This is a genomic window from Enterobacter cloacae (genome assembly GCF_013375935.1).
Lineage (GTDB): Bacteria > Pseudomonadota > Gammaproteobacteria > Enterobacterales > Enterobacteriaceae > Enterobacter > Enterobacter pasteurii.
This window is the reverse complement of the sequence record NZ_CP056117.1, coordinates 3,114,907-3,139,884: the sequence shown is the minus strand read 5'-3', so window position 1 is coordinate 3,139,884 and position 24,978 is coordinate 3,114,907. Positions and strand designations below refer to the sequence as shown.

Annotated in this window: 25 protein-coding genes; 3 read left to right on the top strand and 22 right to left on the bottom strand. The window is 53.4% G+C overall.

What is annotated here, in order from left to right; all coding sequences use genetic code 11:
- The first annotated feature begins 88 nt into the window (after nt 1–88).
- A complete protein-coding gene (gene dauA, locus HWQ14_RS14725) occupies nt 89–1,768 on the top strand; it encodes a C4-dicarboxylic acid transporter DauA (RefSeq protein WP_176610121.1) in 1,680 nt (559 codons plus the stop codon).
- Here the strand turns inward: dauA and HWQ14_RS14720 are convergent.
- Together HWQ14_RS14720 and ychH are read right to left on the bottom strand one after the other, a co-directional pair.
- Nucleotides 1,754–2,812, bottom strand: coding sequence for a MerR family transcriptional regulator (locus HWQ14_RS14720; protein WP_176610120.1), 1,059 nt, complete (start codon nt 2,810–2,812; stop codon nt 1,754–1,756). The two genes, dauA and HWQ14_RS14720, sit on opposite strands and share 15 nt — an antisense overlap.
- 119 nt (nt 2,813–2,931) lie before the next feature.
- Nucleotides 2,932–3,207, bottom strand: coding sequence for a stress-induced protein YchH (gene ychH / locus HWQ14_RS14715; protein WP_022648382.1), 276 nt, complete (start codon nt 3,205–3,207; stop codon nt 2,932–2,934).
- 274 nt (nt 3,208–3,481) lie between these two features.
- Between ychH and pth the strand changes: the two genes are divergently transcribed.
- Nucleotides 3,482–4,066 (top strand): aminoacyl-tRNA hydrolase, encoded by a 585-nt coding sequence (gene pth / locus HWQ14_RS14710; RefSeq protein WP_006810922.1) that lies wholly within the window; start codon nt 3,482–3,484, stop codon nt 4,064–4,066.
- Nucleotides 4,067–4,192: 126 nt separating this feature from the next.
- A complete protein-coding gene (gene ychF / locus HWQ14_RS14705) occupies nt 4,193–5,287 on the top strand; it encodes a redox-regulated ATPase YchF (protein ID WP_010432886.1) in 1,095 nt (364 codons plus the stop codon).
- An 84-nt stretch (nt 5,288–5,371) separates the two neighbouring features.
- Here ychF and HWQ14_RS14700 read toward each other — a convergent pair whose 3' ends face one another.
- The 20 genes from HWQ14_RS14700 to sctW all read right to left on the bottom strand — a co-directional run bounded on the left by HWQ14_RS14700 (nt 5,372) and on the right by sctW (nt 24,967).
- Nucleotides 5,372–5,950, bottom strand: coding sequence for a hypothetical protein (locus HWQ14_RS14700; RefSeq protein ID WP_176610119.1), 579 nt, complete (start codon nt 5,948–5,950; stop codon nt 5,372–5,374).
- Between the two features lie 43 nt (nt 5,951–5,993).
- The gene (locus HWQ14_RS14695) at nt 5,994–6,797 is read right to left on the bottom strand and encodes a hypothetical protein (RefSeq protein WP_176610118.1); all 804 of its coding nucleotides are present in this window, start codon (nt 6,795–6,797) and stop codon (nt 5,994–5,996) included.
- A 65-nt stretch (nt 6,798–6,862) separates the two neighbouring features.
- Nucleotides 6,863–7,111, bottom strand: coding sequence for an acyl carrier protein (locus HWQ14_RS14690; protein WP_126765224.1), 249 nt, complete (start codon nt 7,109–7,111; stop codon nt 6,863–6,865).
- Nucleotides 7,104–9,140 carry a hypothetical protein gene (locus tag HWQ14_RS14685; protein WP_176610117.1) on the bottom strand — a complete coding sequence of 679 codons (2,037 nt, stop codon included), beginning with the start codon at nt 9,138–9,140 and terminating at the stop codon, nt 7,104–7,106. Before HWQ14_RS14685 ends, HWQ14_RS14690 begins: the two co-directional genes overlap by 8 nt.
- A 101-nt stretch (nt 9,141–9,241) precedes the next feature.
- Nucleotides 9,242–9,682, bottom strand: a complete 441-nt coding sequence (locus tag HWQ14_RS14680; protein WP_176610116.1) for a hypothetical protein — start codon at nt 9,680–9,682, stop codon at nt 9,242–9,244.
- A gap of 18 nt (nt 9,683–9,700) precedes the next feature.
- Entirely contained in the window at nt 9,701–10,822 is a 1,122-nt protein-coding gene (locus HWQ14_RS14675; protein ID WP_176610115.1) for an IpaD/SipD/SspD family type III secretion system needle tip protein, read from the bottom strand.
- Nucleotides 10,823–10,835: 13 nt separating this feature from the next.
- A complete protein-coding gene (locus HWQ14_RS14670; protein ID WP_176610114.1) occupies nt 10,836–12,113 on the bottom strand; it encodes a type III secretion system protein in 1,278 nt (425 codons plus the stop codon).
- 48 nt (nt 12,114–12,161) lie between these two features.
- Nucleotides 12,162–14,180 (bottom strand): type III secretion system translocon subunit SctE, encoded by a 2,019-nt coding sequence (gene sctE, locus HWQ14_RS14665; RefSeq protein WP_176610113.1) that lies wholly within the window; start codon nt 14,178–14,180, stop codon nt 12,162–12,164.
- Entirely contained in the window at nt 14,180–14,734 is a 555-nt protein-coding gene (sicA, locus tag HWQ14_RS14660) for a type III secretion system translocator chaperone SicA (protein ID WP_274857167.1), read from the bottom strand. Before sicA ends, sctE begins: the two co-directional genes overlap by 1 nt.
- Nucleotides 14,735–14,871: 137 nt before the next feature.
- Nucleotides 14,872–15,969: an EscU/YscU/HrcU family type III secretion system export apparatus switch protein gene (locus tag HWQ14_RS14655; protein ID WP_176610112.1), complete on the bottom strand. Its 1,098-nt coding sequence runs from the start codon at nt 15,967–15,969 to the stop codon at nt 14,872–14,874.
- A gap of 9 nt (nt 15,970–15,978) precedes the next feature.
- Nucleotides 15,979–16,743 carry a type III secretion system export apparatus subunit SctT gene (sctT, locus tag HWQ14_RS14650; RefSeq protein WP_176610111.1) on the bottom strand — a complete coding sequence of 255 codons (765 nt, stop codon included), beginning with the start codon at nt 16,741–16,743 and terminating at the stop codon, nt 15,979–15,981.
- A gap of 12 nt (nt 16,744–16,755) precedes the next feature.
- Nucleotides 16,756–17,010, bottom strand: coding sequence for a type III secretion system export apparatus subunit SctS (sctS, locus tag HWQ14_RS14645; protein WP_044243276.1), 255 nt, complete (start codon nt 17,008–17,010; stop codon nt 16,756–16,758).
- Nucleotides 17,007–17,678, bottom strand: coding sequence for an EscR/YscR/HrcR family type III secretion system export apparatus protein (locus HWQ14_RS14640; protein WP_148419590.1), 672 nt, complete (start codon nt 17,676–17,678; stop codon nt 17,007–17,009). Before HWQ14_RS14640 ends, sctS begins: the two co-directional genes overlap by 4 nt.
- Nucleotides 17,668–18,594, bottom strand: coding sequence for a FliM/FliN family flagellar motor switch protein (locus HWQ14_RS14635; protein ID WP_176610110.1), 927 nt, complete (start codon nt 18,592–18,594; stop codon nt 17,668–17,670). Before HWQ14_RS14635 ends, HWQ14_RS14640 begins: the two co-directional genes overlap by 11 nt.
- Nucleotides 18,591–19,595 carry a hypothetical protein gene (locus HWQ14_RS14630; protein WP_176610109.1) on the bottom strand — a complete coding sequence of 335 codons (1,005 nt, stop codon included), beginning with the start codon at nt 19,593–19,595 and terminating at the stop codon, nt 18,591–18,593. The genes HWQ14_RS14635 and HWQ14_RS14630 overlap by 4 nt, the downstream gene beginning before the upstream one ends.
- Nucleotides 19,576–20,037, bottom strand: coding sequence for a type III secretion system protein (locus tag HWQ14_RS14625; protein ID WP_176610108.1), 462 nt, complete (start codon nt 20,035–20,037; stop codon nt 19,576–19,578). Before HWQ14_RS14625 ends, HWQ14_RS14630 begins: the two co-directional genes overlap by 20 nt.
- Entirely contained in the window at nt 20,021–21,316 is a 1,296-nt protein-coding gene (gene sctN / locus HWQ14_RS14620; protein WP_176610107.1) for a type III secretion system ATPase SctN, read from the bottom strand. The genes HWQ14_RS14625 and sctN overlap by 17 nt, the downstream gene beginning before the upstream one ends.
- A 17-nt stretch (nt 21,317–21,333) precedes the next feature.
- Nucleotides 21,334–21,741 (bottom strand): hypothetical protein, encoded by a 408-nt coding sequence (locus HWQ14_RS14615; protein ID WP_148419585.1) that lies wholly within the window; start codon nt 21,739–21,741, stop codon nt 21,334–21,336.
- 11 nt (nt 21,742–21,752) lie between these two features.
- Nucleotides 21,753–23,804 (bottom strand): EscV/YscV/HrcV family type III secretion system export apparatus protein, encoded by a 2,052-nt coding sequence (locus HWQ14_RS14610; RefSeq protein ID WP_148419584.1) that lies wholly within the window; start codon nt 23,802–23,804, stop codon nt 21,753–21,755.
- A gap of 44 nt (nt 23,805–23,848) precedes the next feature.
- Nucleotides 23,849–24,967, bottom strand: coding sequence for a type III secretion system gatekeeper subunit SctW (sctW, locus tag HWQ14_RS14605; RefSeq protein ID WP_176610106.1), 1,119 nt, complete (start codon nt 24,965–24,967; stop codon nt 23,849–23,851).
- Between the last annotated feature and the right edge of the window lie 11 nt (nt 24,968–24,978).

Genomic DNA, 24,978 nt, shown 5'->3' with positions numbered 1-24,978 from the left:
GCAGCGCGAAGTATGACGAGCAATGATTAATGCCTCCTTCACCTGCCATTTATATGACAGATGATGCGCACACGGATGATAGATAATTGTGAAAAACGTAACCTCCTCACATGTTCTGCCCTTTCGCGCCCTCATCGACGCCTGCTGGAAAGAGAAATACACCTCGTCACGCTTTGTCCGTGACCTGATTGCCGGTATCACCGTCGGGATCATTGCCATCCCGCTGGCGATGGCGCTGGCGATTGGCAGCGGCGTCGCGCCGCAGTACGGCCTTTACACGTCGGCGGTTGCCGGGATTGTGATTGCGCTGACGGGCGGGTCCCGCTTCAGCGTTTCCGGCCCGACCGCCGCCTTTGTTGTGATCCTCTATCCGGTTTCCCAACAGTTTGGTCTGGCAGGCCTGCTGGTTGCCACCCCGATGTCCGGCGTCTTTTTAATTCTGTTCGGTCTGGCCCGCTTTGGACGGCTGATTGAATATATTCCCCTTTCCGTGACGCTGGGGTTCACCTCGGGTATTGGTATTACCATCGGGACCATGCAGATCAAGGACTTCCTCGGCCTGGAGATGGCGCACGTTCCGGAGCACTATTTGCAGAAAGTGAGCGCGCTGTTTATGGCGCTGCCGACGGCCAACCTGGGCGACGCGGCTATCGGCATCGTTACCCTCGGCACGCTGATCGTCTGGCCTCGCCTGGGCATTCGCCTTCCGGGGCACCTGCCCGCCCTGCTGCTGGGCTGCGCGGTGATGGGCATCGTCAACCTGCTCGGCGGACAGGTCGCCACCATTGGTTCCCAGTTCCACTACGTTCTGGCGGACGGCTCACAGGGCAACGGGATCCCGCAGCTGCTGCCGCAGCTGGTGCTGCCGTGGAATATACCCGGCTCCAGCTTCACCTTAAGCTGGGATTCCCTTCGCGCCCTGCTGCCCGCCGCGTTCTCCATGGCGATGCTGGGAGCCATTGAATCCCTGCTCTGCGCCGTGGTGCTGGACGGCATGACCGGCACCAAACATAAAGCCAACGGTGAGCTGGTCGGCCAGGGCTTAGGCAATATCGTCGCGCCCTTCTTCGGCGGAATAACGGCTACGGCGGCGATTGCCCGCTCCGCCGCGAACGTGCGCGCGGGGGCAACGTCCCCGGTATCTGCGGTCATTCACTCCCTGCTGGTGATTATGGCACTGCTGATCCTTGCCCCGCTGCTTTCGTGGCTTCCGCTCTCCGCCATGGCCGCCCTGCTGCTGATGGTGGCCTGGAACATGAGCGAGGCGCATAAGGTGGTTAACCTGCTGCGTCGCGCGCCGAAAGACGACATCATCGTGATGCTAATCTGCATGTCGCTGACCGTGCTGTTCGATATGGTTATCGCCATCAGCGTCGGCATTGTGCTGGCCTCGCTGCTGTTTATGCGCCGTATTGCGCAGATGACACGTCTCTCGCCGGTTAACGCTGAGGTGCCTGACGATGTGCTGGTGTTGCGCGTGATCGGCCCCCTGTTCTTTGCTGCCGCGGAAGGGTTGTTCAGCGACCTGGAATCCCGCATCGCGGGTAAACGGATTGTGGTGCTGAAGTGGGATGCCGTCCCGGTGCTGGATGCGGGCGGTCTGGATGCCTTCCAGCGCTTTGTTGCGCGTCTGCCGGCAGGCTGCGAGCTGCGGATAAGCAATCTTGAATTTCAGCCGCTGCGCACCATGGCGCGCGCGGGCATCCAGCCTATCCCTGGCCGGTTGTCCTTCTACCCTAACCGGGAAGCCGCATTAGCGGATCTGTGAGTCACGTGATGCAGAGAAGCGTCTCTGCATCATCACCCCTATCGCCTGCTGGAGCCATTCAAGCACGGCAGGCGTCATCCACGTACCTTTCATCAGATGCGGCTCCTGCTGCATGGCGATACGAAACTTTTGCTGCGTCTCCGGGTTTGTTCCTGCGTATGACTGGAACAGCGCCAGCCAGGTTTCTGCCAGCTGTTGCGCACCGTCCGATGCGGGGTCGAGCCGTTCGCGCTGCGCCCTGTGCAGCTTCGCCACCAGCGGCGGCCACTCCATCATGCGGTCAAAGTAATGCGCCCGGGTAAAAGCCATCTCCTCAGCAGAGAGATACTTCTCCCAGATGCTGAGCTTTGATTCGGCAAACGCCCGCGTGATGTAATCAGTCATCTCCGGCGTGATGCCGGTTTGCTCCTGCATCTGCGGCTCAACGCTGTGCATCTCGTTGAGCCGGGTCAGGAATTCCGGCCTGCCTGCGGTATCCTTCTCCAGGCGCTCCATCCAGCGCGACGCCAAATCAATCGCCTGCGGATCCCTGACGTCGACGTGTTGTTCCAGCATTTTTTTGGCCTCATTGACCAGACCGGACCAGATATCCGCCAGCGCCTCTTTCTCCACCGCAAACGGCAGCTGCTGTAATTCTTCTTTGCTAAACCAGCGATCGTACATATTCATTAACTCCAGAGTCTGTAGCCAGGATTCCAGATCCGGCGTCGCATCGTCGTTAAGCCCGGTACGCAATTCCACCAGCCGGTCGCGCAGCGTATGGATGCTGCGTAGCTGCTTGTCCAGCAGAGTGATTTGTCCATCGAGTAGCTCGGTTAACGACAGCGATCCCTGTTCCAGAAACTCCCTTATTTCGGCAAGCTCCAGACCCGCTTTCGCCAGCGTCTGGATCATATGCAGACGCTGCACGTCCGCCAGGTTATAAAGCCGGTAGCCTGCCGCGCTTCTGGCAGAAGGCAACAGCAACCCTGTTTGCTCATAGTGATGCAATGTCCGCACGGTGATCCCGGCGCGCTTCGCCAGTTCACCCACCTGAATTAACATAACGGCTCCTTTTGTTCTGCCAGTGTCGCTACTCTGAAGCCTTACGTTACGTGAGGGTCAATGCGTCATGCAAAAAAAACGACCCCAGATGGAGTCGTTTCGGTGTTCTTTATTGGGCACTAGCCGTGCTTATGCTGGTCGCGGCGGCATCGTTTATCGTAATGGCGCACCCACCAGTATTTATCGCATACTTCCTCATGTCCGCTCACGCGCGCCCCGGCGAGCCACAATACCGCACCGAGGAAGATGCTCAGCACCGCGCCATGCGCAAAGTATTGTGGAAGGTCAAGCTGCGGTAGTTGGTTTAAAATTGAATAACCGACACCGGCGACCATCACGAACAGTCCCAACCCCATTAGCACGTTACCGAGCATTGAAGCGTTTTTGCGTTTCATATGTCACCTCCGGAACTTTGGGTTGTCAGGGGAAAAGCCCCTTCTCCTTGTGTGTAAAGTATAGACAACAGCTCTTATATGAGTTGCGTGAATGATCACATTTACAGATAACTGCCCGACAAAAATTTACAAATAAGGTATTGAACAGCTTGAAATTCTAATTGTTCAGGTAAGTAATTATTCGCATTTCAAGATGCGGCAGCCAGAATTTTGTCAAGCGGCGCGCCAGACAGTAAACTACGCGCCAGATCTGGAACCCATTAGGAAGTAAAACGTGACGATTAAACTGATTGTCGGCCTCGCCAACCCGGGCGCAGAGTACGCGGCAACCCGCCATAATGCCGGTGCCTGGTATGTCGATCTGCTGGCAGAGCGTTTGCGCGCTCCCCTGCGTGAAGAACCGAAGTTTTACGGGTATACCTCGCGCATCAACCTTGCGGGGGCTGACGTGCGGCTGCTGGTGCCAACCACCTTTATGAATCTGAGCGGCAAAGCCGTGGCGGCCATGGCAACGTTCTATCGCATCAATCCGGATGAGATTCTGGTAGCCCACGACGAACTGGATCTCCCACCAGGCGTGGCAAAGTTTAAGCTGGGTGGTGGCCACGGTGGCCACAATGGGCTGAAAGACATTATCAGCAAGCTGGGTAATAACCCCAATTTCCACCGTTTGCGCGTCGGAATTGGCCATCCGGGCGATAAAAACAAAGTTGTCGGCTTTGTGTTGGGTAAGCCCCCGGTTTCTGAGCAGAAGCTCATTGACGAAGCGGTGGACGAAGCGGCGCGTTGCACCGAGATTTGGCTACAGGACGGCTTAACGAAAGCCACAAACCGACTACACGCTTTTAAAGCGCAATAGTCGGCCTCCTGCGGCTTTTTTACCGCGCGCTGTGCGGGTTACGTGTATAATAGGCGTAGTTATTTACTTTTCTTCAATCGGTTATCACTAACGGATTGATTATCAAGATATTAAGGTGATTTAGAAATGGGATTCAAATGCGGTATCGTCGGTCTGCCAAACGTGGGCAAATCCACCCTGTTTAACGCGCTTACCAAAGCGGGTATCGAAGCGGCGAACTTCCCGTTCTGTACCATTGAACCGAACACCGGCGTTGTACCAATGCCCGACCCGCGTCTGGACCAGCTCGCGGAAATCGTGAAGCCGCAGCGCATTCTGCCGACCACCATGGAGTTCGTGGACATCGCGGGCCTGGTAAAAGGCGCATCCAAAGGTGAAGGCCTGGGCAACCAGTTCCTGACCAACATTCGTGAAACCGAAGCGATCGGTCACGTGGTGCGCTGCTTCGAAAACGACAACATCATCCACGTTAACAACAAAGTGGATCCGGCCGACGACATCGACGTTATCAATACCGAGCTGGCGCTTTCTGACCTCGATACCTGCGAACGCGCCATTCACCGCGTGCAGAAGAAAGCCAAAGGCGGCGATAAAGACGCGAAAGCGGAGCTGGCTGCGCTGGAAAAATGTCTGCCACAGCTGGAAAACGCGGGCATGCTGCGCGCGCTGAAAAACCTGACTGAAGAAGACAAAGCGGCGATCAAATACCTGAGCTTCCTGACCCTGAAGCCAACCATGTACATCGCCAACGTTAACGAAGACGGTTTCGAGAACAACCCGTACCTCGACAAAGTGCGTGAAATCGCGGCGGCTGAAGGTTCTGTGGTTGTTGCCGTGTGCGCTGCCGTTGAATCCGATATCGCCGAGCTGGACGATGCCGACCGTGAAGAGTTCATGGCCGAGCTGGGTCTGGAAGAGCCGGGCCTGAACCGCGTGATCCGCGCGGGCTATGAGCTGCTGAACCTGCAGACCTACTTCACCGCTGGCGTGAAGGAAGTGCGTGCATGGACCATCCCTGTGGGTGCAACTGCGCCTCAGGCGGCCGGTAAGATCCACACCGACTTCGAGAAAGGCTTTATTCGTGCGCAGACTATCGCGTTTGAAGACTTCATCACCTACAAGGGTGAACAAGGCGCGAAGGAAGCGGGCAAGATGCGTGCGGAAGGGAAAGATTATATCGTTAAAGATGGCGATGTAATGAACTTCTTGTTTAACGTCTAAAAGATAAAACGGCGCTTTGTGGGGATCTTCGCTGCCTCATATAGAAGCCAAAATATAAAATCCACGCCACTGCGTGGATTTTTTTTACAAGTTAGCTACTCTAGCCACCACGTTTACAGGCCTGTATCGGGAAGGCTCCCCATCCCGCGGGCTCTCCGGGCAAAGGGCGGGCCAATTATCCTTCCACACCCGCAGCAGCGAATAAAGCGTGAGCGCATTACTGATGCCAAGCTTACCAAGAGCCTTTACCTTATGCGAGCTATAGGTTTTTCGGTTCATACGGCGCAACCTGGCCTTGTCATCAGCATCGGTTTCTTCGCACATCACCCTAATCGCCCATTTCTCTCTCTCGGTTAAGTGCGGTCTCCCCAGAGTATTAACCCGATGGCCAGACAGATAAAAGGCATATGTCTCCAGAGAAACATCACGCTTAAAATAAAAACTGCGGCAGTGCAGCAACGCGCTGTAAGGATCGAATATTTTGTTCCTTTGCAGTTCGCCAGAATCAAAAATATATGCCGAGCGCAACCCGGTATCAAAAATGACGAGATGGCGGGTATTCACAGCCGGCATCTCTTCTGCGATAACCTTCAGCCCCCCGATAAAATAGTTATCATTAGAAATAATTTGCACCTGTCCGCCCGTTTCAAATTGCTGAATCATAAAAAGGCGCACGCAGCGGCGCCTTGTGTTATTAAATCAAAGACTATCTGGAGCAATGCTCCATCAGGACAAACAAAGCGTCATTGCATTTCGCTGGATCACGCATATAGGCTTCATGCGAAAAGATCTGCAGCGGCAATCCCGCGTTCGTTAGTACGGTGAGATTATAGGGCGACTTATTATCTACCCCTTCTGCATAGCAAATCTCTTTATATCGCTGAGGAACGGAAAGTAATGAGCAGAAGACATCGTAACGCTGTGCATCAGCGCCAAACCGGCTGGAGACCAGCGTTTGCACGGCCTGCGGATCATCTTTGAATTTATTAAGACTCTCGATTTCTACCGCCGTGAGCTTATTTTCACCGACCGTTTCACCCAGCCAGCGCTTGACGCAAACCGCCGCGTTTGTGCCCGAAATATCACCGCTACGGATAGCATCCGCCATCTTTCCCGGCTGCTTCAGCGCGGCGTTGATCGTCCGAATTTTATCCAGCTCGAGGCTTTCTCTGAACATACCCACCATATAATCAGGATTTTTATCCATGCGTTCCGTCATGGCCAAACGTAGCTCTTCAGCCGCAGCCGGTTGGATATTATTCAGTTTCGGGTTACCTGCGGTCTTACTCTTATTCGGCACAAGCGAGCTTATCGCCGAGGCAACATGCCGCAGTCCGGACTGAACGGACCTGCCCATCGTTTCCAGCGAATTTGCAACACATTCCAGACAGGAAAGAAAGCCTCGCTTAATCGTTCTCAGACCATCACTCACGGCGGTCGTCACGGAATGTAAAATGCTATGATCTATTTTTCTCGGCTCAAAGCCGGAGTTAATTGACATGGTAGCCATAAATATACCTTTAGTTAATGTGAAACGTCGCCACCAGGAGAAAGTGGCGACTGTGAAAAAAGAAATCAGTGAATTGACGCCACGTGCGTGACAATATCCCCCACAGTCAGCTCGCTCGTTATTTCAGACTCATGAATCGCGACGCCAATTTCCTCAAGGCGCATAAGCAGATCGATCAGCTCAATCGAATCCATAAGCAGGTCATTCACAAGGCTATGGTGTAATGAAATATCCTTAGGCAGCACGCCGTTCACCTGGTAAATAAGGTTAGCGACCAACGATTCTGCATGGTTATCCACCACCATATTACTCATCGCCGTACTCTCCAGTCGGGTTCGTGTCCGTCACGCTGCCTTTTGTCGCGTCGCCACGGCGCACGGTGCCGGATGTCGACGCCTCGGTATTCCTTGGAACGAAGGATTTTGGTTCAGGAACGTCAAAATTCCACTGGCTGCGCGTTCTAATCGTGGAGTACACATGGCCCGGGGCGGTGCTGCTGGTCGGTCGGGATACTCTGGCAGACGCTGGCTGTGCCCCGATCTTCTGGGCCTCTTCGAAATACCTGATCCGATCAGCGATGCTAAATGGATTTGCGGCACTCACCTGCGGCGACGGAATGCCTGACGCATCCGCTGCGGCAGTCTGATGCCCGCTGCCCGGCTCTTCCGGCCTTGCTTCACGCACATCTCCAGCCTCGCGTGCACCACGGCGAGCGGCATTCTGTATGCGACCATCCGCTTCGTCCACGGACGAGGAGACTGGCGGCTCCTCTTGACCCAAATCGTTCAGGGTGACAAGTTCGGCAACGCTGGGCTCAGGCAAGTATGAAGACGTGACCTGTAGCGTCTGGCGAACCGTCGTTCCGGAGCGCAATACGTCACTGGTCGATCTCATTGATTCGTCCACGGGCGGCTGCGCCGCAGTTTGTCCGGGCGTCGGCGATGCTGTCGGACGAAGACCATTCACCGGCTTCAGGGTGGGGAACGCCTCCACTGGCTTATTCATCGGCACAAAGTGATTTACCTTCACAGGGTCACGTCTGCTCCACTGGTTCAGCGTTCGCTCAGTGGTGTAGATCTGGGACGTTTTATTTTCACCGGCAGGAATGGTTACTGCCGTTTGATTTGCTACGCTGCGCGTGGCAGCTGCCGACCGCTGCTCATCCTGTGGGCGAGTACGGGTCCCTTCCACTGGCGGCGCTGTTTCCGGCGCAGTGGTAGAGACGTTCCGGGTTGAATCCGGGCTCCGCTCATCCGGATCCTGCGCGCGTGCTCCTGTCCTCCGGGAATCAACGTCGTCAGCGCGCGTGTTCACGCTATCATCGACGGGCCGATCCTCGCTCTGCTGAGCGAAAGGCGGAATGACCTGAGGCTGTTCGGTTACGTTTTCTTGATTCCCTACCCTTACGCTTTCGATATGATCTATTACGCGTGAACCATAACAACCGTCGATGATGCGCCTGGCTAACTCATACTTTTCCTTCGGGCTAATGTTTAGCTTCTCGACGATTTCGAGCCTTCTGGTGTGGGGATCGACGACAGCAGGATTTCCACCCGGATACACCGGGGCATTCGAAATGTCGCCGTTGCGGTTCGAGTTAGAATTATTAATGTGAAGCGTTACGCCGCCCTTATCTGCTCCACCGTGAATATCGTATCTCCGGCCATCCGGCGTGGCTTTTACCGCTTCCGGCGTTGTCGCAGGCTTTTCGGAATGAGCATCAGCGGGCGGTGCATCGAAGTCATGCCTGATCAGCGCCTTTGAGACGGCCGCGCATTCGTCTATCAGCATGCTCATGTTCTGAGTCAGCAATTCCCATGGCTTACCCGGCTCGCTCATCACATCCAGACGCCTGTTTAAAACGGTGCTGCAGGCATTTAGCTGTTCGTTAAACGTCTCTTTATCCTTTACGTCAATGCCCTGGCTTTCGTGATACTTGAGCCATGCCGGATAGCAGTACGTTTCCATAAAGTTATTAATGAACTTTTCACCTGAGCGCCGGGCAAATTTAGACACCAGGTCATCAAGCTGACCGGCGATTTTTTTCTCATCCTTCTCGCGCCCGGCCAGATTCGCCAGCTTGTTGCTTACGCTGTCCAGCTTTTCTTTATCCGCCGGCGTGCCGTGCTCCTTCACCTGTTCAGATATGAATCCGATAAGATCCCTTGCTCGCGTCCCGTTATAGGTCAGGCTGGCATTATGCAGTTTGACCGGAACGCCTAATTGAATTTCAGAGCGCAGGGCGTCACGAGCAAGCGTTTCGTCATGAGGTTGAGTAATAAAATTCTCGCGCGCCGTGTTATTTACGTGCTTAAGCTTCGCAAGCACCTCGTGCTGCTGCATTGCATTCTTTGCCACCCCTTTGCTTTGCACGTTTGGGCGTATTAATTCTATTTGTGAGAAACTTCGGGTAATTCCGCGCATTCAGTTATTCTCCCAGAGAGTTATTTTTGAAATTTGACGCAGGGTAAAATACTTTGCAGTAACCCTTGCCAGAAACGCTGAAAGGATGATTTAGGTTTTGAGCCACATTCCTGGACTTTATAATGATGAACTTCAGGGGGCGCGATAGATTCGCGCCACGTTTGTTCCGGCTGGGCATGTGCCGAAAATAACTGCGCGGGGAAACGCTGCTGCGGAAACATCACCACGTTATGGGACTCACGCTCTGCTGGCGGCAGTTTCGCACCGATGCAATAGCTAAGAACGCGTACCTCATTCCTCATCGTGTCTTCATTATCAGACCATGCGAGCGTTTCGGTGCTGATTGCAGCGCTAAATTTAAGACCGCCAATGCGGGCATAATATGCAGATGCGGTTTCACAAACACCCTGCCCCGGCAGGCATGAAAAAGTAGCATTAGAATAGACATTATTAACTGGCATGGCTGTTCACCTGTTAAATCACCCCAGTGCTTTAAGCACGTCTTTTGCACTGTCGGCCATTGAACTTATCGCACCACTCAGCACTTTATTTAGGTTATCGAATGTGCTGTTGGCCTGCGTATATCGCTGGGCGAACGACTGCATATTACTTTGCAGCCCGGTGCCGATGGCATTAAAGGAAGCCAGCCATGCCTGGTAGCTGGAGGTCGATACTTTTCCGCCGCCATCGCTTGGATAATAAGGACGGCCGTTATATTGATCGAGATTGAAGCTTATTTTGCCGCTGCCCTGGTCAACCTTAAAGGCAGGCTCAAGCGTGGCCGTCATGCTGGCCTTTTGCTCATCGGTCATTTTATCCCAGTTGGCGACGCTGCCGAGATCCATACCGTTAACGGCATTATTAAATTTATCGTATCCCCCCTTCATCGTATTGTTATTGAAATCAACGTTATTACCATCCTCACCGGCCTTTACAGCATCAGCGCTGGCTTTCTGTACATACTCGTTGTAGGCCTCATACATCTCCGTATATTTCTGCATCAGGCCAGCATAGAAATCGACGTAGTTCGTTCTGATATTTTTAATGGCCTCGGCCATCACCGCCCAGAGCTTGCTGTAGCTGGTATGAACGGAAATCTCGTTGTCACCAGTTCTGGCTTTTGCGGCCTCTTCAGCTTCGGCAATTTCCTGAAGTGAGGTTTGCATGGTCGCTTTGAGCTGGTTCTCAGAAAAGTTGGCCTTGATTCGGTTCTGCGCTATTTCATCTTTAATCGTACCCAGTGCGGCTGCCGTTTTATCAACCTGCTGGTACCTGACGGAGATCATCTCCTCCACGGTGGCTGTCGTGCCAGCCTTGTCATTTGCCGCCTTTATCTCTGCCAGCGCTGCGCGCAGCTTGCTTTTGAGGAAAGCCTCATCACTGGTCTCGAGACCGTGCTGCTGCAAAACTTTTCGAATATCCTCTAGCTGGTTATCACTTTCCGTCGACGTTAAGGCGGAAATGAGCTGTTTTAATAACACCGTATTCAGTTCAGACGTTGATCCCATGCCGACTTCCGCGACCTGTGAAGCAGAAATCATGGGTGTTTCAACTACTAAAGGGCGAACGGGCGCAGTCGCGCTGCCGCTAACTGGAAGCATATCTTTGTATCCTTTACAAAAATGGCGGGATAGCTCCCGCCGGGAAAGTAAGCCGATAATTAACGCATGCGCTCGGCGATGGTTGACGCCGCGCTGTTGTTCGCATTGAGCACATTTTCAGCAGCCTGGCTAAGCGCCGCGCGAGTATCCGCCGCTTTTTCGCCACTTCTTTATGCGTATTGGCCAGTTCGCTGTTCTGGTTGCCGTCGGCGCGGGCTAAATCTGCTTCACCCTGCATTTCGGCGGCGTTAACGTTATATGCCCCTTCGGTAATATTGCGGGTGGTATTCGCCAGCTGGTTGCCCAGCTCGGTGACCACGCGAACTTTCTGCGTGTTGTTCTGAATTTCATTGTGTTTGAGATGCTTCTGCGACGCAGAAAGCTGCTCTTCGCCCTGGGTTTTGCTCATGGTTTCTTTGACCTTGCCGTCCATGCGCTGTCCTTTCATGACCATGTTGTCGCCAGCGCTACCAATGGCATTTTTCTGCTGGGTAACACCAAATTCCTGATTTTTCGCCACGGCAACGTTGTTTTTCAGCGATGCATTTTCTTTACGCAGCGCATTAGTGGACGCCACCGCCATGCCGCCCTGTGCAACCGCAGCGGTTACGCCGCCCACGATGGCGCCATCACGACGCTCCTCGGCGGCTTCAATCCCTTTCTGCGCGCTGCGCGCCGTCGATTCGATAAAGCGGTTCGAGGCTTTCGCCGCCGACATATTCTGCGTATTTTCACTTTCCAGCAGCGCAACGGTCAGCTTATTGCTCAGGACGATCTGACTCATCGGGCCGACGACGTTGATGAAGGTCGGCTTGACCGAATCGGCACCGGTAATATCCGTTCCGCCGGCAACCGTTGGCTGGGAGCGAGTCTGCCCCACCGCGTTGGTGGTGGTATTACCGGAGGTGTCAACAGCGCTTTTGCTTTCTGCCGCTTTATTATTGGGCTGGGTAATATTGGTCTGCGCCGCCATAATGCTCGGCATAGCGGACGCCATACGTTCAGACTTATTCGCATCACCTTCCCCTGCGGCAGAAAGCGTTACGGTTGACATCGCGCTTTGGCTGTTAACATCATTGCCACCGTTTCGCTGCGCCACGGCGGCGGCCTGAGCCTCATCGCGTCGGGCGCTTTGCATATCCATGACGGATGACAGCATGCCCTTTTCGCTGGCCCACTCGGACACGTTCTGCGGGCTGCGAGTTTCCGGCTTCGCATTTTCCGTCTTTTGACTTTCGGTGAAGTTAATTTGAACGGGACGTGCGGATACATTAGAAATAGATGTGGTCATTGAATTAATTACTCCTGTTATGAATCGTTCTGTAAAAATGCACGTTGCTTATCCAGCAACGGAACTCATCTGTTTAGTGATATATCTACCGGCCTTCAGCTGGGTGTCGGCCACGGCGGAAATGTTTTTCACAATTTGGTTAACCGTCTCCATGCGGTGCGTGAAGGTATCGATGCCACGATTCATCATCTCGTTGAGCAGCTCCTGCAGCGCGGCGTCTTTCATCATCTGAGCCTTCGTCTTTGAGGCTTCGACCATCATGTCGGCCACCACGATGCTGCCAGCAACCTGAATAGAGGTGTTCACCACCGCTGCGCCGGTAACCGCCATCTGCGTACGGTTGTAAATTGTTCCCATTTTGACTTCGTCCATGCCAGCCGCCCGGCCAAAGCCCTGGAACACGCGCTTGAACGCCTGTGCAAAGGCGCTGTCCATCAGCCGCTGCATGGTGGTTTTCGTCGCCTGTTCGGTCACCTCTTTCGCCACCTCCTCAGACACTTCTTTCGCGGCGGTGCGCAGGGTGGTTTTCGCCAGATCCTGAGTTACCTCTTTCTGCACTTCGGCGGCCACGCTTTTGCCCATGGTCTTGCTGGCTTCTTCACCCACTTCGAGGCCGATCTTCTTCATGACGACACCAAACACCTTGCTCAGCGCGCTGCCCGCGACGATCACCCCAGCGACCAGCACCGCGGCGGCGGCGATTGCGCCCAGGATCTTGCCGACCATTTCGGCCGTCTCTTTATCGACGCCCATCGCCTCGAGGATCCCGGCAAACATCTTGCCCATCAGCTCCATCAGCGGCTTGACGATCGCATCCATCAGCGGCTTCATCGCGTCGGCCATAAAAGAGTTGCCCGTGATCGCCTGATTAATCTCGTCACCGATCGCCAGTGCCAGACCGACGGCGGCCAGCGCCAGCGAAGCCCCGCCAGTGAACGCGGCGGCAACAAAGCTCACGGCGGTAATAAGCCATCCGAGTACCTTTCCGATGCAGCCCATCGTTTTTTGCATTTCCTCGGCCTTACGCACCTCTTCTTCGTACTCTTTGGCCTTTTTTTCAGCGTCCTTGGCCGACGCTTCCGCAAGCTTCTGCTTCAGCTCAGCGGTGGCCTGCAGATCGTCACTGGAGCTTTTGGCAATCAGCTGCGACATAAGCGCCATCAGGAAATTAAGGCTCTTTGACTGGTCATCGTTGTTTTTGCGCTGAAACTCTACGGCGCTTTGCTGCTGCGGCGTGAGCGTGTTAATGAGCGCCTGGGATTTGGTTTGCGTCGCTTCCAGCGCCATGCGCGAGTTCGATTCAGCGGTTTTGGCAGGGTTCAGCGTCTTTTCGACAAATCCGTTATACAGTCCGGTAGCCGTCGTAAGCGCGAGCTGCGCGCTGGTGACTGCCGTCTGGGCCCGATCGATTTGCTTTTGCAGATCGTCCGACACCGGATCCTGCCCAGCGGCCTGATTCTTAAGCGCGTCCAGTTCTGCCTGCGCGCTGTCGAGCGCCTTTTGCGCGACGTCAACGCCGCTGGAAAGCCCGTCGGCCTGCTGCTGCGCCGCTTTCAGGGCATCGGAATCGGCGGCCCACTGGGTTCCCTGCTGCTCCAGCATCGCGGCCATTTCAGACCATGCGCTGGTTGCTCCCGACATCATCGCGTTGAAGCTGTTCAGCTGAGATAGCATTTTCTCAAGCGACGTATTGGCCGTGAGCTGCGTAATTTTCCCCAGCAGTTCGGTCAGCTCAGCCGCGCTGGAGCGCTGGCCGCCTCCGCTTGCCGCGGCCTTTGCATTACCGCCCTGCGGCAACTGGAGCACGGGCATCTCCTGAGCGTTAATGGCCGACTTGCCGCCATTTCCCACCAGTGCCTGCTGGGTATTTTTCAGCACGGCCAGCAGCTGCTCCGGCTGTAAAGATTGCACGGCGCTTTTGACGCTTCCCGCCTGCGCGTGGTTTTTGTAACCGTCATTGCCCAGACGCCTGGCCTGTTCAGACTGCTTTTTAAGTTCGTCTTTTCCTATTTCCAGACTAACCTGGTGATAACTCCCGGCATCCTGGCTATCGACACGCATATTCATTACGATTCCTCATACTCATTTTTCTGCTCCATCTCATTAGGCTGATCGCGCTTTAATTTATTTATCGCGGAAACATAAGCTGCAGCTTTCTCAACTAATAACGGATCGCGACAGCGTTCCATTACTATTTCAAAACATTTTCGAGCCTGCGCCGCCTGACGCTGCATTAAATTACACTGCCCGGCGTAAAACATCGGTCGATAATCTTCCTTCGACAAGGAATAGGCGAGAGCGTAGAAATCAATGGCTTTCGCATAATTTTTTTTCAGCTGATAAACCGCTGCCAGCCCCATCGCGTATTCAGGGTTGTAAAAGTCATAAATACAGAGAAAACGGAACAATGACTCTGCGTCATTCAGCTTGCCCTGGTGATAAAAATCATATGCGAGTTTATAAACATCCTGCATAGTATCGCTCGATACATCGTGGATATCCTTCATCGTCGCGCCATTCTGAAGGGCATCCAGCAAACGGTCAGAATAAACATCTAACTCTTCATCCGTTTTATAACCCTCATCCTCGGTGAGAAATTCAAGCATATTTTTATCAACCATCTGTGTCTCTTCCCTTATTAATAAGCAACGTATAAGTCACGCATTTGACGTATGGACAGACAGCCAAGAAGATATAAACATCTTACTGTTGTCCATTGGTCGTTAATACAAAAAAACCGCACAGCCCCAGGGCGGAACTACTGACGGGGGCTGTTCTCAGAGTCGGGCTCTGGTGGGGCGGGATCCGCATCGAGAGGTACTATGCCTGCTGCTTCGACCTGGCGTAGCCAGATGAGCACGTCCATCACGTCCATCAGTACCTCATCTTCCAGCGAAATGAAGCTGTACTGGCTGTAGGTATGATACAGCCGACGCGTCAGCGGAATATTACGTACCACCGGCACGCCAATTTTCTCCGCATAGGCGATCGCGGCCTTCGCCTTCAGGTTGGTGCAGCGCAGGGCAATAAAGGGCAGCGACGCAACTTCGGGCTTAAAATAGACCGCCATGGCAATGTGGGTCGGGTTCGCCAGCACCACTTCTGAATTGCGTACCGCCGCCATCTCCTCCCCGGAAAGCAGATCCTGATGCGCACGGCGCCGCGCGCTTTTGATTTGCGGGTTGCCGTCGCTCTCCTTGTGCTCCTGCTTCACCTCGTGTTTATCCATTTTCATATCTTTAAAATGGAGGAAGTACTCCACTAAGAGATCGGCCAGCAGCACAAATATGGACCAGGCGATAAATACCATCACCGCCTTCACCGCCAGGGCCACCCACACGGCAACCATCCCCGGCATGTCGGCGCGATACAGCGTCAACGCCTGGCGGAGATCCTGCTGAATCAGGCTATTACAGGTGGCGGCGAACACCACCAGATAGCACAGCGACTTCACCAGCTCCTTAACGGTGCGCATGCTGAATATTTTCTTAATCCCCTCCACGGGGTTCAGCGCTTTAAAATTCAGCTTGATGGCTTCGGTCGCCAGCGTAACTCCTGTTTGCAGCAAGGTGGCGGCAAAACCGACAAGGGTACATACCGTAATAAAGGGCAATGCCAGCGTGAAAAAAATCCTGGCGAGCTCCAGGAGGAACACGCCCATGCCGGGCCGGGTCGGATACTGCAATAAATGCGTATAAAATGAGATGAAGGGGCCGAAGCTCACGGCATGCGCCAGAAAATAAATCCCCACCAGCAAAATAACGGTGGTAATGACGTCTTTACTTTTGAACGTCTGCCCTTTTTTTGCCGAATCTTTGCGTTTTTTACTGGTCGGTTGTTCTGTTTTTTCAGCCATTGCGTTCTCTCAGGAAATAAACTGACGGAAGTCGGCAATGGAAAACAGCTGCAGCGGTTTCTCGGTTAATGCCTGGAAACCGTAAAACAGAAAAACGACAAAGGCAATCGTGCTTTTCACCGTTAGCGACAGCGAAAAGGGGTTAAGCTGCGGGCAATAGCGAGCAAATACGCCCAGCAGTATTTCCGCCGTCATCATCACCAGCATGATCGGTGCTGCCAGCATGATGCTGTTTTGCATTAACACCTGAAGCAGCACTCCCGTATACTCCCAGCGTATGCCGTCCAGCGAGCTGCCTCTCGGCAGCATCTCGTAGCTCTGGACCATCACCTCCATTAATTTCAGCATGCCGCCGCTGACGAAGAAAATCGCACCAAAAGCAAAGCTGAGAAAGCCGGACAATATTGAACTTTGTACGCCGTTCACGGGGTCGATACTGTCGCTGATGGTGGCCCCGCGCTGGTTATCAAGGATTTCACCCAGACCAGTGACAATCCAAAAAGGAATACACAGCGTGACCGCCAGAATTAATCCAACGACAATCTCTTTTATCAGAATAATAAACCAGCCCTGCTCCGGCGTGACTACCGTTGTGAAACTTGGCCACAGCCCGATAATCGTCAGCGCAATAATCGTATTCTTAATAACCAGATTGGATAAGACCCGTTCGCCTAGCGCTGGCAGCATATAAAAAACGATAGCCAGCCGCGCGTACACCATAACAAACGTCAGCACGCTGTGCTGAAAATTAAGATACAACGCAACAAACAGCATAGAGATTCCGTTTTAGCGAAAAGCCATATAAAAAGCCTGGTTAGCAAAGTTCATCATTTCTGCCGAGAACCATTCAATCAGCATAAAAATACTGGCGAAGACCGCCAGCATTTTCAGACCAAACGGCAGCGTCTGCTCCTGAATTTGCATAATGGTCTGGAATAAGCCAACAATAATGCCGACCACGGTTGCAAAGGCAATCGGTACCGCGGTCAGCTTCAGCACCACGATTAGCGCCGTATTTCCGATAAATAAAACGTTATTCATGATGTCATCAGATCGGCATATTGAGCGATCAGTCCTTTCGTTAATAAGGCCCAGCCATTCATCGACACAAACAGGATGAGTTTTATCGGAATTGAGATCGTCACCGGGCTCATCATCATCATTCCGAGCGCCAGCAGTATGCTGGAGACCACCATGTCAATCACGACAAACGGCACGTACAGATAAAATGCAATTTTGAACGCGCTCTGAATTTCGCTTAATGCATACGCGGGCATCAGCGTCATTAGCGAAAGCGTGCTCAGCTCATGATCCTCCACTTCGGGCGCCGGCTCGCCGCTGCGCTGCTGCTGGACCTTATTGAAGAAACGGATCAGGTCGTGGTCGGAGTAGCGCACCAGATAGTCACGGTAGCTTCCCAGCCCCTGCTCCATCAGCTGCGTAACCGATCCGCTGTTGTTAAAGTCAATATGATTCGATTCGATATAGTCGGAGATGCGCTGGCATACCGGCATCATCACAAAGGCGCTTAAAATCAGCGCCACGCCGTTTAACGTCAGGGTTGAGGGAACCTGCTGGATCCCCAGCGCATTACGCACCATGATCAGGACTATGGAAAACTTAATAAAACAGGTGCCCCCCGCAATAATAAAAGGCAGCAGGGTAAAGAACGACAGTAAAGCAATGAGGGAAATATCGTTACTCAACATCGGATGCGCCCATATTACCGATAAGCCCAGCGTTTACATGGTTCACTTCAACGGCAAGCGCGCCATTTTCCAGCGCCACCAGCTCACCGCGCGCAAAAAGCTTCTTATTCAGGTAAATCTTCATGTTTTTTTCCGCATCCTGCGGGAGAGCCAGCGCGGCACCGGGTCGGATATCCTCAAGTTCGGCCAGCGTCACTCTGCTGCCGTCCAGAACAAACTCAATCTCTATCGGCAGGCTGGCCCACTCGTACAGCGTTTCATCCTCATCGCGGTACTCTTCTTCATATTCAACATACTGTTCTTCCACAATAACCTCCTGATTCAGGGTAAAGCTCACTCGATAAATGCGGCGCGCGCCAACGGTCAGATACGCCTCGGGGCGCTTGATTAACAACAGGTCGCCTGGGGCTACGTCCATCAGCTGCGACAGGCTGAGCCGGCTGCATCCCAGGCTGAACTGAAGCGGGTACGGAACAAGCCAGGCCGGAATACCCGGGGTGCGGTATCGCTCAAGTGGATCTTCCGGCCAGTCCAGGCACCACAGTGGACAGGGATCCGCGTGCAGCAGCAACGCAGCGTGAGGTAGCTCTGCCACCGCTGGCGTAATCGACTCAACGGACCAGACCGTTTCGGCGAAATAAAAATTCAGCCCGAGCCTGGCCAACCAGCTCGCCAGATAGTCCACCGGCACCTCCTTCCAAGGAATGGCGGGGAGATGGAGGTTCATTTGCCTAAGCCAGGCGTCGACGTCAAACCAGGCCTGCGCCTGGTCGTCGTTCTCATTACGCAGCCTCAGCGGCAGATAGCGCGCATCCGGTGCCGGGTGCGAAATTTCACTGCCGGGAAGCCGGTTATGCAGATTCAGCAGCTTCTGCTGTTCTTCACAACGCTTGCGTAAATGGTGGCGTAAACTCATTCTTGCTCCTCATCCTGCTGGGGCTGCTGCTCGCGCTTTTGCTGTTCGTGCCGCTCCTGCCTCGGCTGCAAAAGCTCCGGCGAATGCCCTGCCAGCGCGCCGAGATTGCGCGACAGCGCATCCGCCGCGCGCGCATCCGACGGCAGTAGCGTCATGTTGCCCTCCCGCAGGGCCTGAGCGGGAATGGTCACCTTTACCGAGTGGTCTCCCGACCAGCGCTGGAACGAATAATCCACTTCGAGCGTTTGCGCCTCTTTAGCTGACGGCGCTGCCGTCGCGGCGTTCACCTGGCTCTTTAGCTGCTGCAGGGTCGCCGGCACGGCCTTGGTTTGCCCCTGCCGTTCACTCTGTACGTTTGTTCTGAAATCTACCGCTTTGCCCGGCGCCAAAATAGGTCTCTCCTCGTTCAGCTCATCCTTGCACTGGAGGCTGCTCTCAGAGTGACGGCTCGCGTCCTCACTCTTTGTCACGCGTGCGGTTAGCGGCTGAGAAATGACGGTCGTCTCTCCCCCCGCTGCCTCGACAGCAACCGGCTGTGAGATTGCCCTGGCATCCGCCTGCCTGACCGGAGCGATCGATGCGCGAGGTGGAGATACGCTCTCTTTCATCGAGTCAGCTGCGGCTACCGGCCTGTCAGCGGTGGATAGGGGCCTGTCGCCGGTGGCTAGCGGCTTAATCAGCGTCGCTTCAGTCCGGGCGGAAGCCGCCAGCATGACCTTATGGCGCTGACCCTCATCGCTGCGGCTCACCTGCCGTACAGGCTCGGGCACTGCCGCGGGGTTGGCCGCTTTATTCTCCTTTTGCTGCCACCCGCCGCCGGTGAGCGCCCCGTTGAGCACCTGTACCAGCATCTGCGCGGTAAGCGCCGCGGAAGACGGCTGTTCATCGAGCCGATTTTGCTTTTTCTTCTTATCCACCCATTCAAGCAAAACGCTGTCATCCGAAACGGAGCCGCTAGCGAGCGCGGTATTAACATTAACCTTAGAAACTTTTTCGACCATATCCCGCCATCTCCTGGATTTCATTTTCAGCAGCGTTATCACGGCGGCGAATATAATCGCGGCGCAGTGGCTGCAAATAATAATTCAGTTTGTAATGCTTCTTATCCAGCCGGGTCATTGAGGCGCGCAGCTGTTCTTTATTTTGCTCAAGCTTATGCTGTTCACTTTCCAGCTGATTTATCTTATGGAAGACATACTGCTGGTGCGTGAGTAACGCGCCCTGCTGCCTTATACCTTTATAAATATCCGCCCTGCTCATAATCCCCGCGGGGGTAAGCATTTTTATTTGTTGATTGATATCCGAAAACTCCTGCTGATATTGCTGTATCTGCAAAATTACCTGGGCTAAGTTATTGTCGGTTTTAACGATATCCTGCTGTAACACCTGCTTCTTGCGCTCGAGCATGCCGACAAATTCGCGCCCTTTACGCCACGCTTCCATATAACGTCTCCAGACAAGCCTGCATGTCCGTTTTTTCAGTCATCCGTTGTTGCAGAAAAGCCTCCATCTGGTCTTTGCGATCGAAGGCGGCATCATTCTCCGTATTCTCACCGCGGCGATATTCCCCAAGGTCGAGATAGAGCTGCATATCCTTCTGACGCACGAGGTACTCGCGAAAACGCGTCGCCAGAATCTGATGATCCTCACTGGTCACCTGGGTAAAGACGCGGCTGACGCTTTGCATGACGTCGATGGCCGGATAATGCCCCTTGGCCGCCAGCTTTTTGCTGAGGTAAATATGGCCATCAAGAATTGACCTAACCTCATCGCCGATGACGTCTGACTCTTCCTCATTTTCAATCAGAACGGTATAAAACGCGGTTATCGAGCCTCTCAGAAAACGGCCTGGACGCTCCAGAAGCTTTGGCAGCGCCTCAAACACCGAGGCCGGGTACCCTCTTCGCGCCGGCAGCTCGCCCATACTCAGCGCGACGTCGCGCAAGGCGCGCGCGTAGCGGGTAATTGAATCCACGAACAGCAGAACGTTTTTGCCCTGTTCACTGAAAAATTCAGCTATCGTAGTGGCGATCTGCGCCGCGTTGCAGCGCTCCACGCAGGATCGATCGGACGTGGCATAAACCAGGATAACCTGCGAACGCCGGGAGGAGCGCTTAAGCTCCTCAACAAACTCCGTCACCTCGCGGCCACGCTCGCCGATCAGGCCGATAACGTAAATATCCGCTTCTGAATGTTCGATGATCATGCTCATCAGCGAGGTTTTGCCGCAGCCCGCGGCGGCGAAAATCCCCATACGCTGGCCCTGGCCGCAGGTCAGCAAACCGTCAATCGCGCGGACGCCGGTCGCCAGCGCGTCGGCGATCGGTTTACGCTGTGTGAAGTCTCGCGGCGCGCCGCAGGCATCAAGGCTTACGCCGCCCGTTAAGGGCGGCTGGACAATCTCATCCAGCCGCCCACGGATGGTTCCGGTTGCGTCAATGATGGCCCCGGCAATGTTTTCATGAACCTCGATACGAAACGGCTTACCGGTAGGTAAGAGCACATTGCTGCGGGAAAATCCTTGATTGTCATTAAGCAGGCTTAATAACGTATGTTCTTTGTTAAACCCAATAACCTGGGCAAAGCCCATAACCTGCGGTTCGAGCAGGGATTTCTGAATCTCACAGACCTCCCCAATACGCGTTCCCGGTAAATGTGCTTCAATAACATTCCCCTGAATACGCAGCGGGTGTGCGAGATGAACCAGACATTGCGCAACCATCGAATTAGCCTCCGGAGTTAAACGAGCACGGACCGGTAGTCCTGCAGGATGGTCAGGAAGTGGTCGAGCATCGGCAGAAACGCGTCAGGACTGGACATATGCTTCTCTTTTACCTGCGCACGAAGCTCCAGGTGGCCGTCGACCGGATACAGGCAAGGCTGGCCAATATGGAAGAAATCTTCCTGATGATTCATCATCAGCGGCAGCAGACTGGCACTGCAGTAAGCCAGACTGGTGGGCGCATTTTCCATTACTTTCGCCCATACCCAAACTTCATCATTTTCCTCGCGGATATGAATAGTTGGGATGTCGTCTTTCATGGTCAGCGAAATTGTCGAATGGTTATTTAAATCACTGTCCAGAATATCGCTAATGCCTGCATCGTTTAGCAATCTGGACAGTAATTCGACGATATCGTATTTCATTCTTACCTCTGTTATTTATCTAATGTACCAATTACATCAACATCCACACCGGAAGCGACGTCTCCATAAGAAAGCACTTCCATTTCTGGATAACTGCCTTCAATTATTTTCTTCACAAAACGACGTATATCTAATGACACCATTAAAATTATGTCGCGCGCGTTTACGCCATTACTGCGAATACAGTTTTCAAGACTCTGAATAATACTTTCTGTTTCTGGCGGAGCCAGATTAATAAAGGTACCGCCGGAAGTCTGACGAATACCGCCGCGAACCAGCCCTTCCATATCATGCGACATTACCAGCGTGCGAATCTGTCCATTAGCGGAAAAACGGTTGGAAATATAGCGCGATAAAACGCCGCGAACATGCTCAACCAGCATAATGGGGTCTTTTTCCTTCGGTGCCCATTGCACCAGCGCTTCAAGGATCAGTCGCATATTGCGAATTGAAATGCGCTCCTGCAGCAGCCGCTGGAATACTTCGGTGATGCGCTGAACGGTATTGTTGCGATAGCACTCCTTTAAAAGTTCAGGATATTTCTTTTCCAGGTCGTCCAGCAGCGTTTTGGCTTCCTGAATACCGAAGAACTCCGAAATATTGTGCACCAGCAGGGTAGATATGCAGGCATAACATTCATCCACCGCCGAGCGGGAATAGAATCCAAGCTCCAGCGCAGTCTGGCTATGTGATTCAGGGATCCAGTAGGCGACGCCCTGGGCGGTTTCCACGGCCTGCACGCTGTCGTCCATAACCTGCAACTCTTCTCCGCGCAGCAGCACCTTGCACATTCCCGGCAGAATATCGTAGGCGGCAACTCGAATTTCGTTAATTGCCACGGTCAGCTTGCCGCGCTCGATGTGCTCGTCATAGTTCATGACTACTTCAGGCAGGCGGACACCGTACTCAATAAAGAAATTACGCTTCAGCAAAGAGCAAAGATTGTGTTCTTTAAAATACTCTTCATAGCCTTTCCACGCGGAAATAATCAGTGGAATGGTTTCAGGAATATATTCACCATCAATCATCACCGGCTTGCTTTTCAATACCGGCTGTTCATCCTCTTCTTCTGCCGGTGCAGCCGGTTTTTTGCCTCTTTTCTCGTCAATTTTATCCTTGATATAAATGCCTAACAAAATCGCCGCAAGCAGCAAAAATACGGGTAGCGGGAATCCCGGCAGCAGACCAAGCGCAATGGCCAGTACGGCGGTAACCAGCAGAATAAATTTATTGGAGAACATATCCTGGAGGATCCTTGCCCCCAGGTTGCTGTTTTCACTGTTATTCACGCGGGTCACGATCAGCCCGCCGCTTATCGAGATTAACAGCGCCGGGATCTGCGCCACCAGCGCATCGCCGATGGTCAACAGCGTAAAGACCGACATGGCGTGGGAGAGATCCATCCCGTGCTGCAGCACCCCGACGGAAATACCGCCGATAAGGTTAACGAAGATAATAATGATCCCGGCAATGGCGTCACCTTTAATGAACTTCATTGCCCCGTCGAGCGCACCGTACAGTTGGCTTTCTGCCTCAAGGTCGCTCCGGCGTCGCTTCACCTCTTTCTCATCGATAACACCGGCCTTCAGATCGGCATCAATGCTCATCTGCTTGCCCGGCATCGCGTCAAGCGAGAATCGCGCCGCTACCTCGGCAATACGCTCCGACCCCTTGGTGATCACGATAAACTGCACGATCGTCACGATGAAGAAGATCACGAAGCCAACCACCAGGTTATCGGCAATAACGAACTCACCAAAGCTGGCAATAATCTCACCGGCATCGGCATCGGTCAGCACCAGACGGCTGGTACTGATCGATATGGCCAGTCGGAAAATGGTCGTAATCAGCAGTATGGACGGGAATGTTGAAAACTCCAGCACCCGCGTAATATAGAACGAGCCAATGAAAATCAATAATGCCATGGTCAGGTTAAGACCGATAAGAAAGTCCACCAGGTACGTTGGCAATGGAATAATCAACATCACCACCACCATGACCATTATCGACAGAATAATGAGCTCTGGTCGGCTGCGAAGCTGCAGAATAAATTTTTCAATCATTTTATTTACGCATTAAGTTGAAGGCGATGGATAAACATCGGCAATTATTTATAGTGTTCGTTCCAGATACCCGTATTTTTCTCTTTTTCAGCCATTTTGCGCAATATCATGGACAAATGGTCCATTACAATTTCGCGATACATTAAGTCTGCAAAGAGAAATTCAGGCGTCAGGTTAAAAACATTGCGTAATGCCTGCATCACCGTCGCCCGCTGTTTGAGCAACAGCATGGACATAAACTCTTTACTGAATCGCTTAAGTACACTCTTAAATTCATCTGTATCTACCAGGCCCGTAATATACAGCGCGACAATATCGGCCTCTCCCGCCAGGATATGCTGATTTCGCATTTGCTCGCGAAACGCAAACTTCGCAAAGTTTTCATTCAGTAGCTTATCGAGCGTGTTTAATACGCGCGCGTCTGATAGCTTAGCGCTCAGCGGGCCGAACTCCGAAGAGTGCACCCCCGGCTCATTCGCCTTCATATCCGCGACCAGCGCCGCCAGGGTAAAGGCGAGCAGCCGGGTGCGGTTTTCATAGCCATATACATCAACCCAGTCTTTGTAGATAAAGCCCGCCGGCATATCCAGCTCCAGAAAGTTGAGGTAGCTGTTGCGCAGATCTTTAGCCGACAGCGGCCTGCCTTCGCTTTCCTGACTAAAACGCCTGGCCAGACGGCCAACGTTTATCCCGGACTGCATCTTTTTGCTGTCGCCGAACTTCTCCAGATCGGCAATCGCCTCTTTGATTTTCTTTTTCTGAAGCTCTGACAGCTGACGGCTCAGCAGCATTTCCCGCAGTGCCAGCATCAAATCACTGTCGTTAGGGAAAAGCTGGCGGGCAAAATTAATCAGCGTATTGATGTCGCGCAGTTTTGCCACCTGACGAATGAGCGTATCCAGCTTCTCATCAGCCTGGTCCTCAAGCATAGCGGAGACAAAATCATTATCCGTGCTGTCGTTTTTTCGCCCCATCTTGCTAAAACGTCCAAACGCGCTGAGGATGTCCGCCATCTCCTCAGCGGCATTGCTCAGCTCCTGCTGCAGGTTCAGGGGCTGTACTTCCTCTCCCCCATCCGCCATCAGCGTCCCAGAGTGACTCTGCGGCATCGGGGTATCGATGCGTTTAAAATCTATGCCGGGGACAGAACGAATATTAATCACGAGAGCAGCCC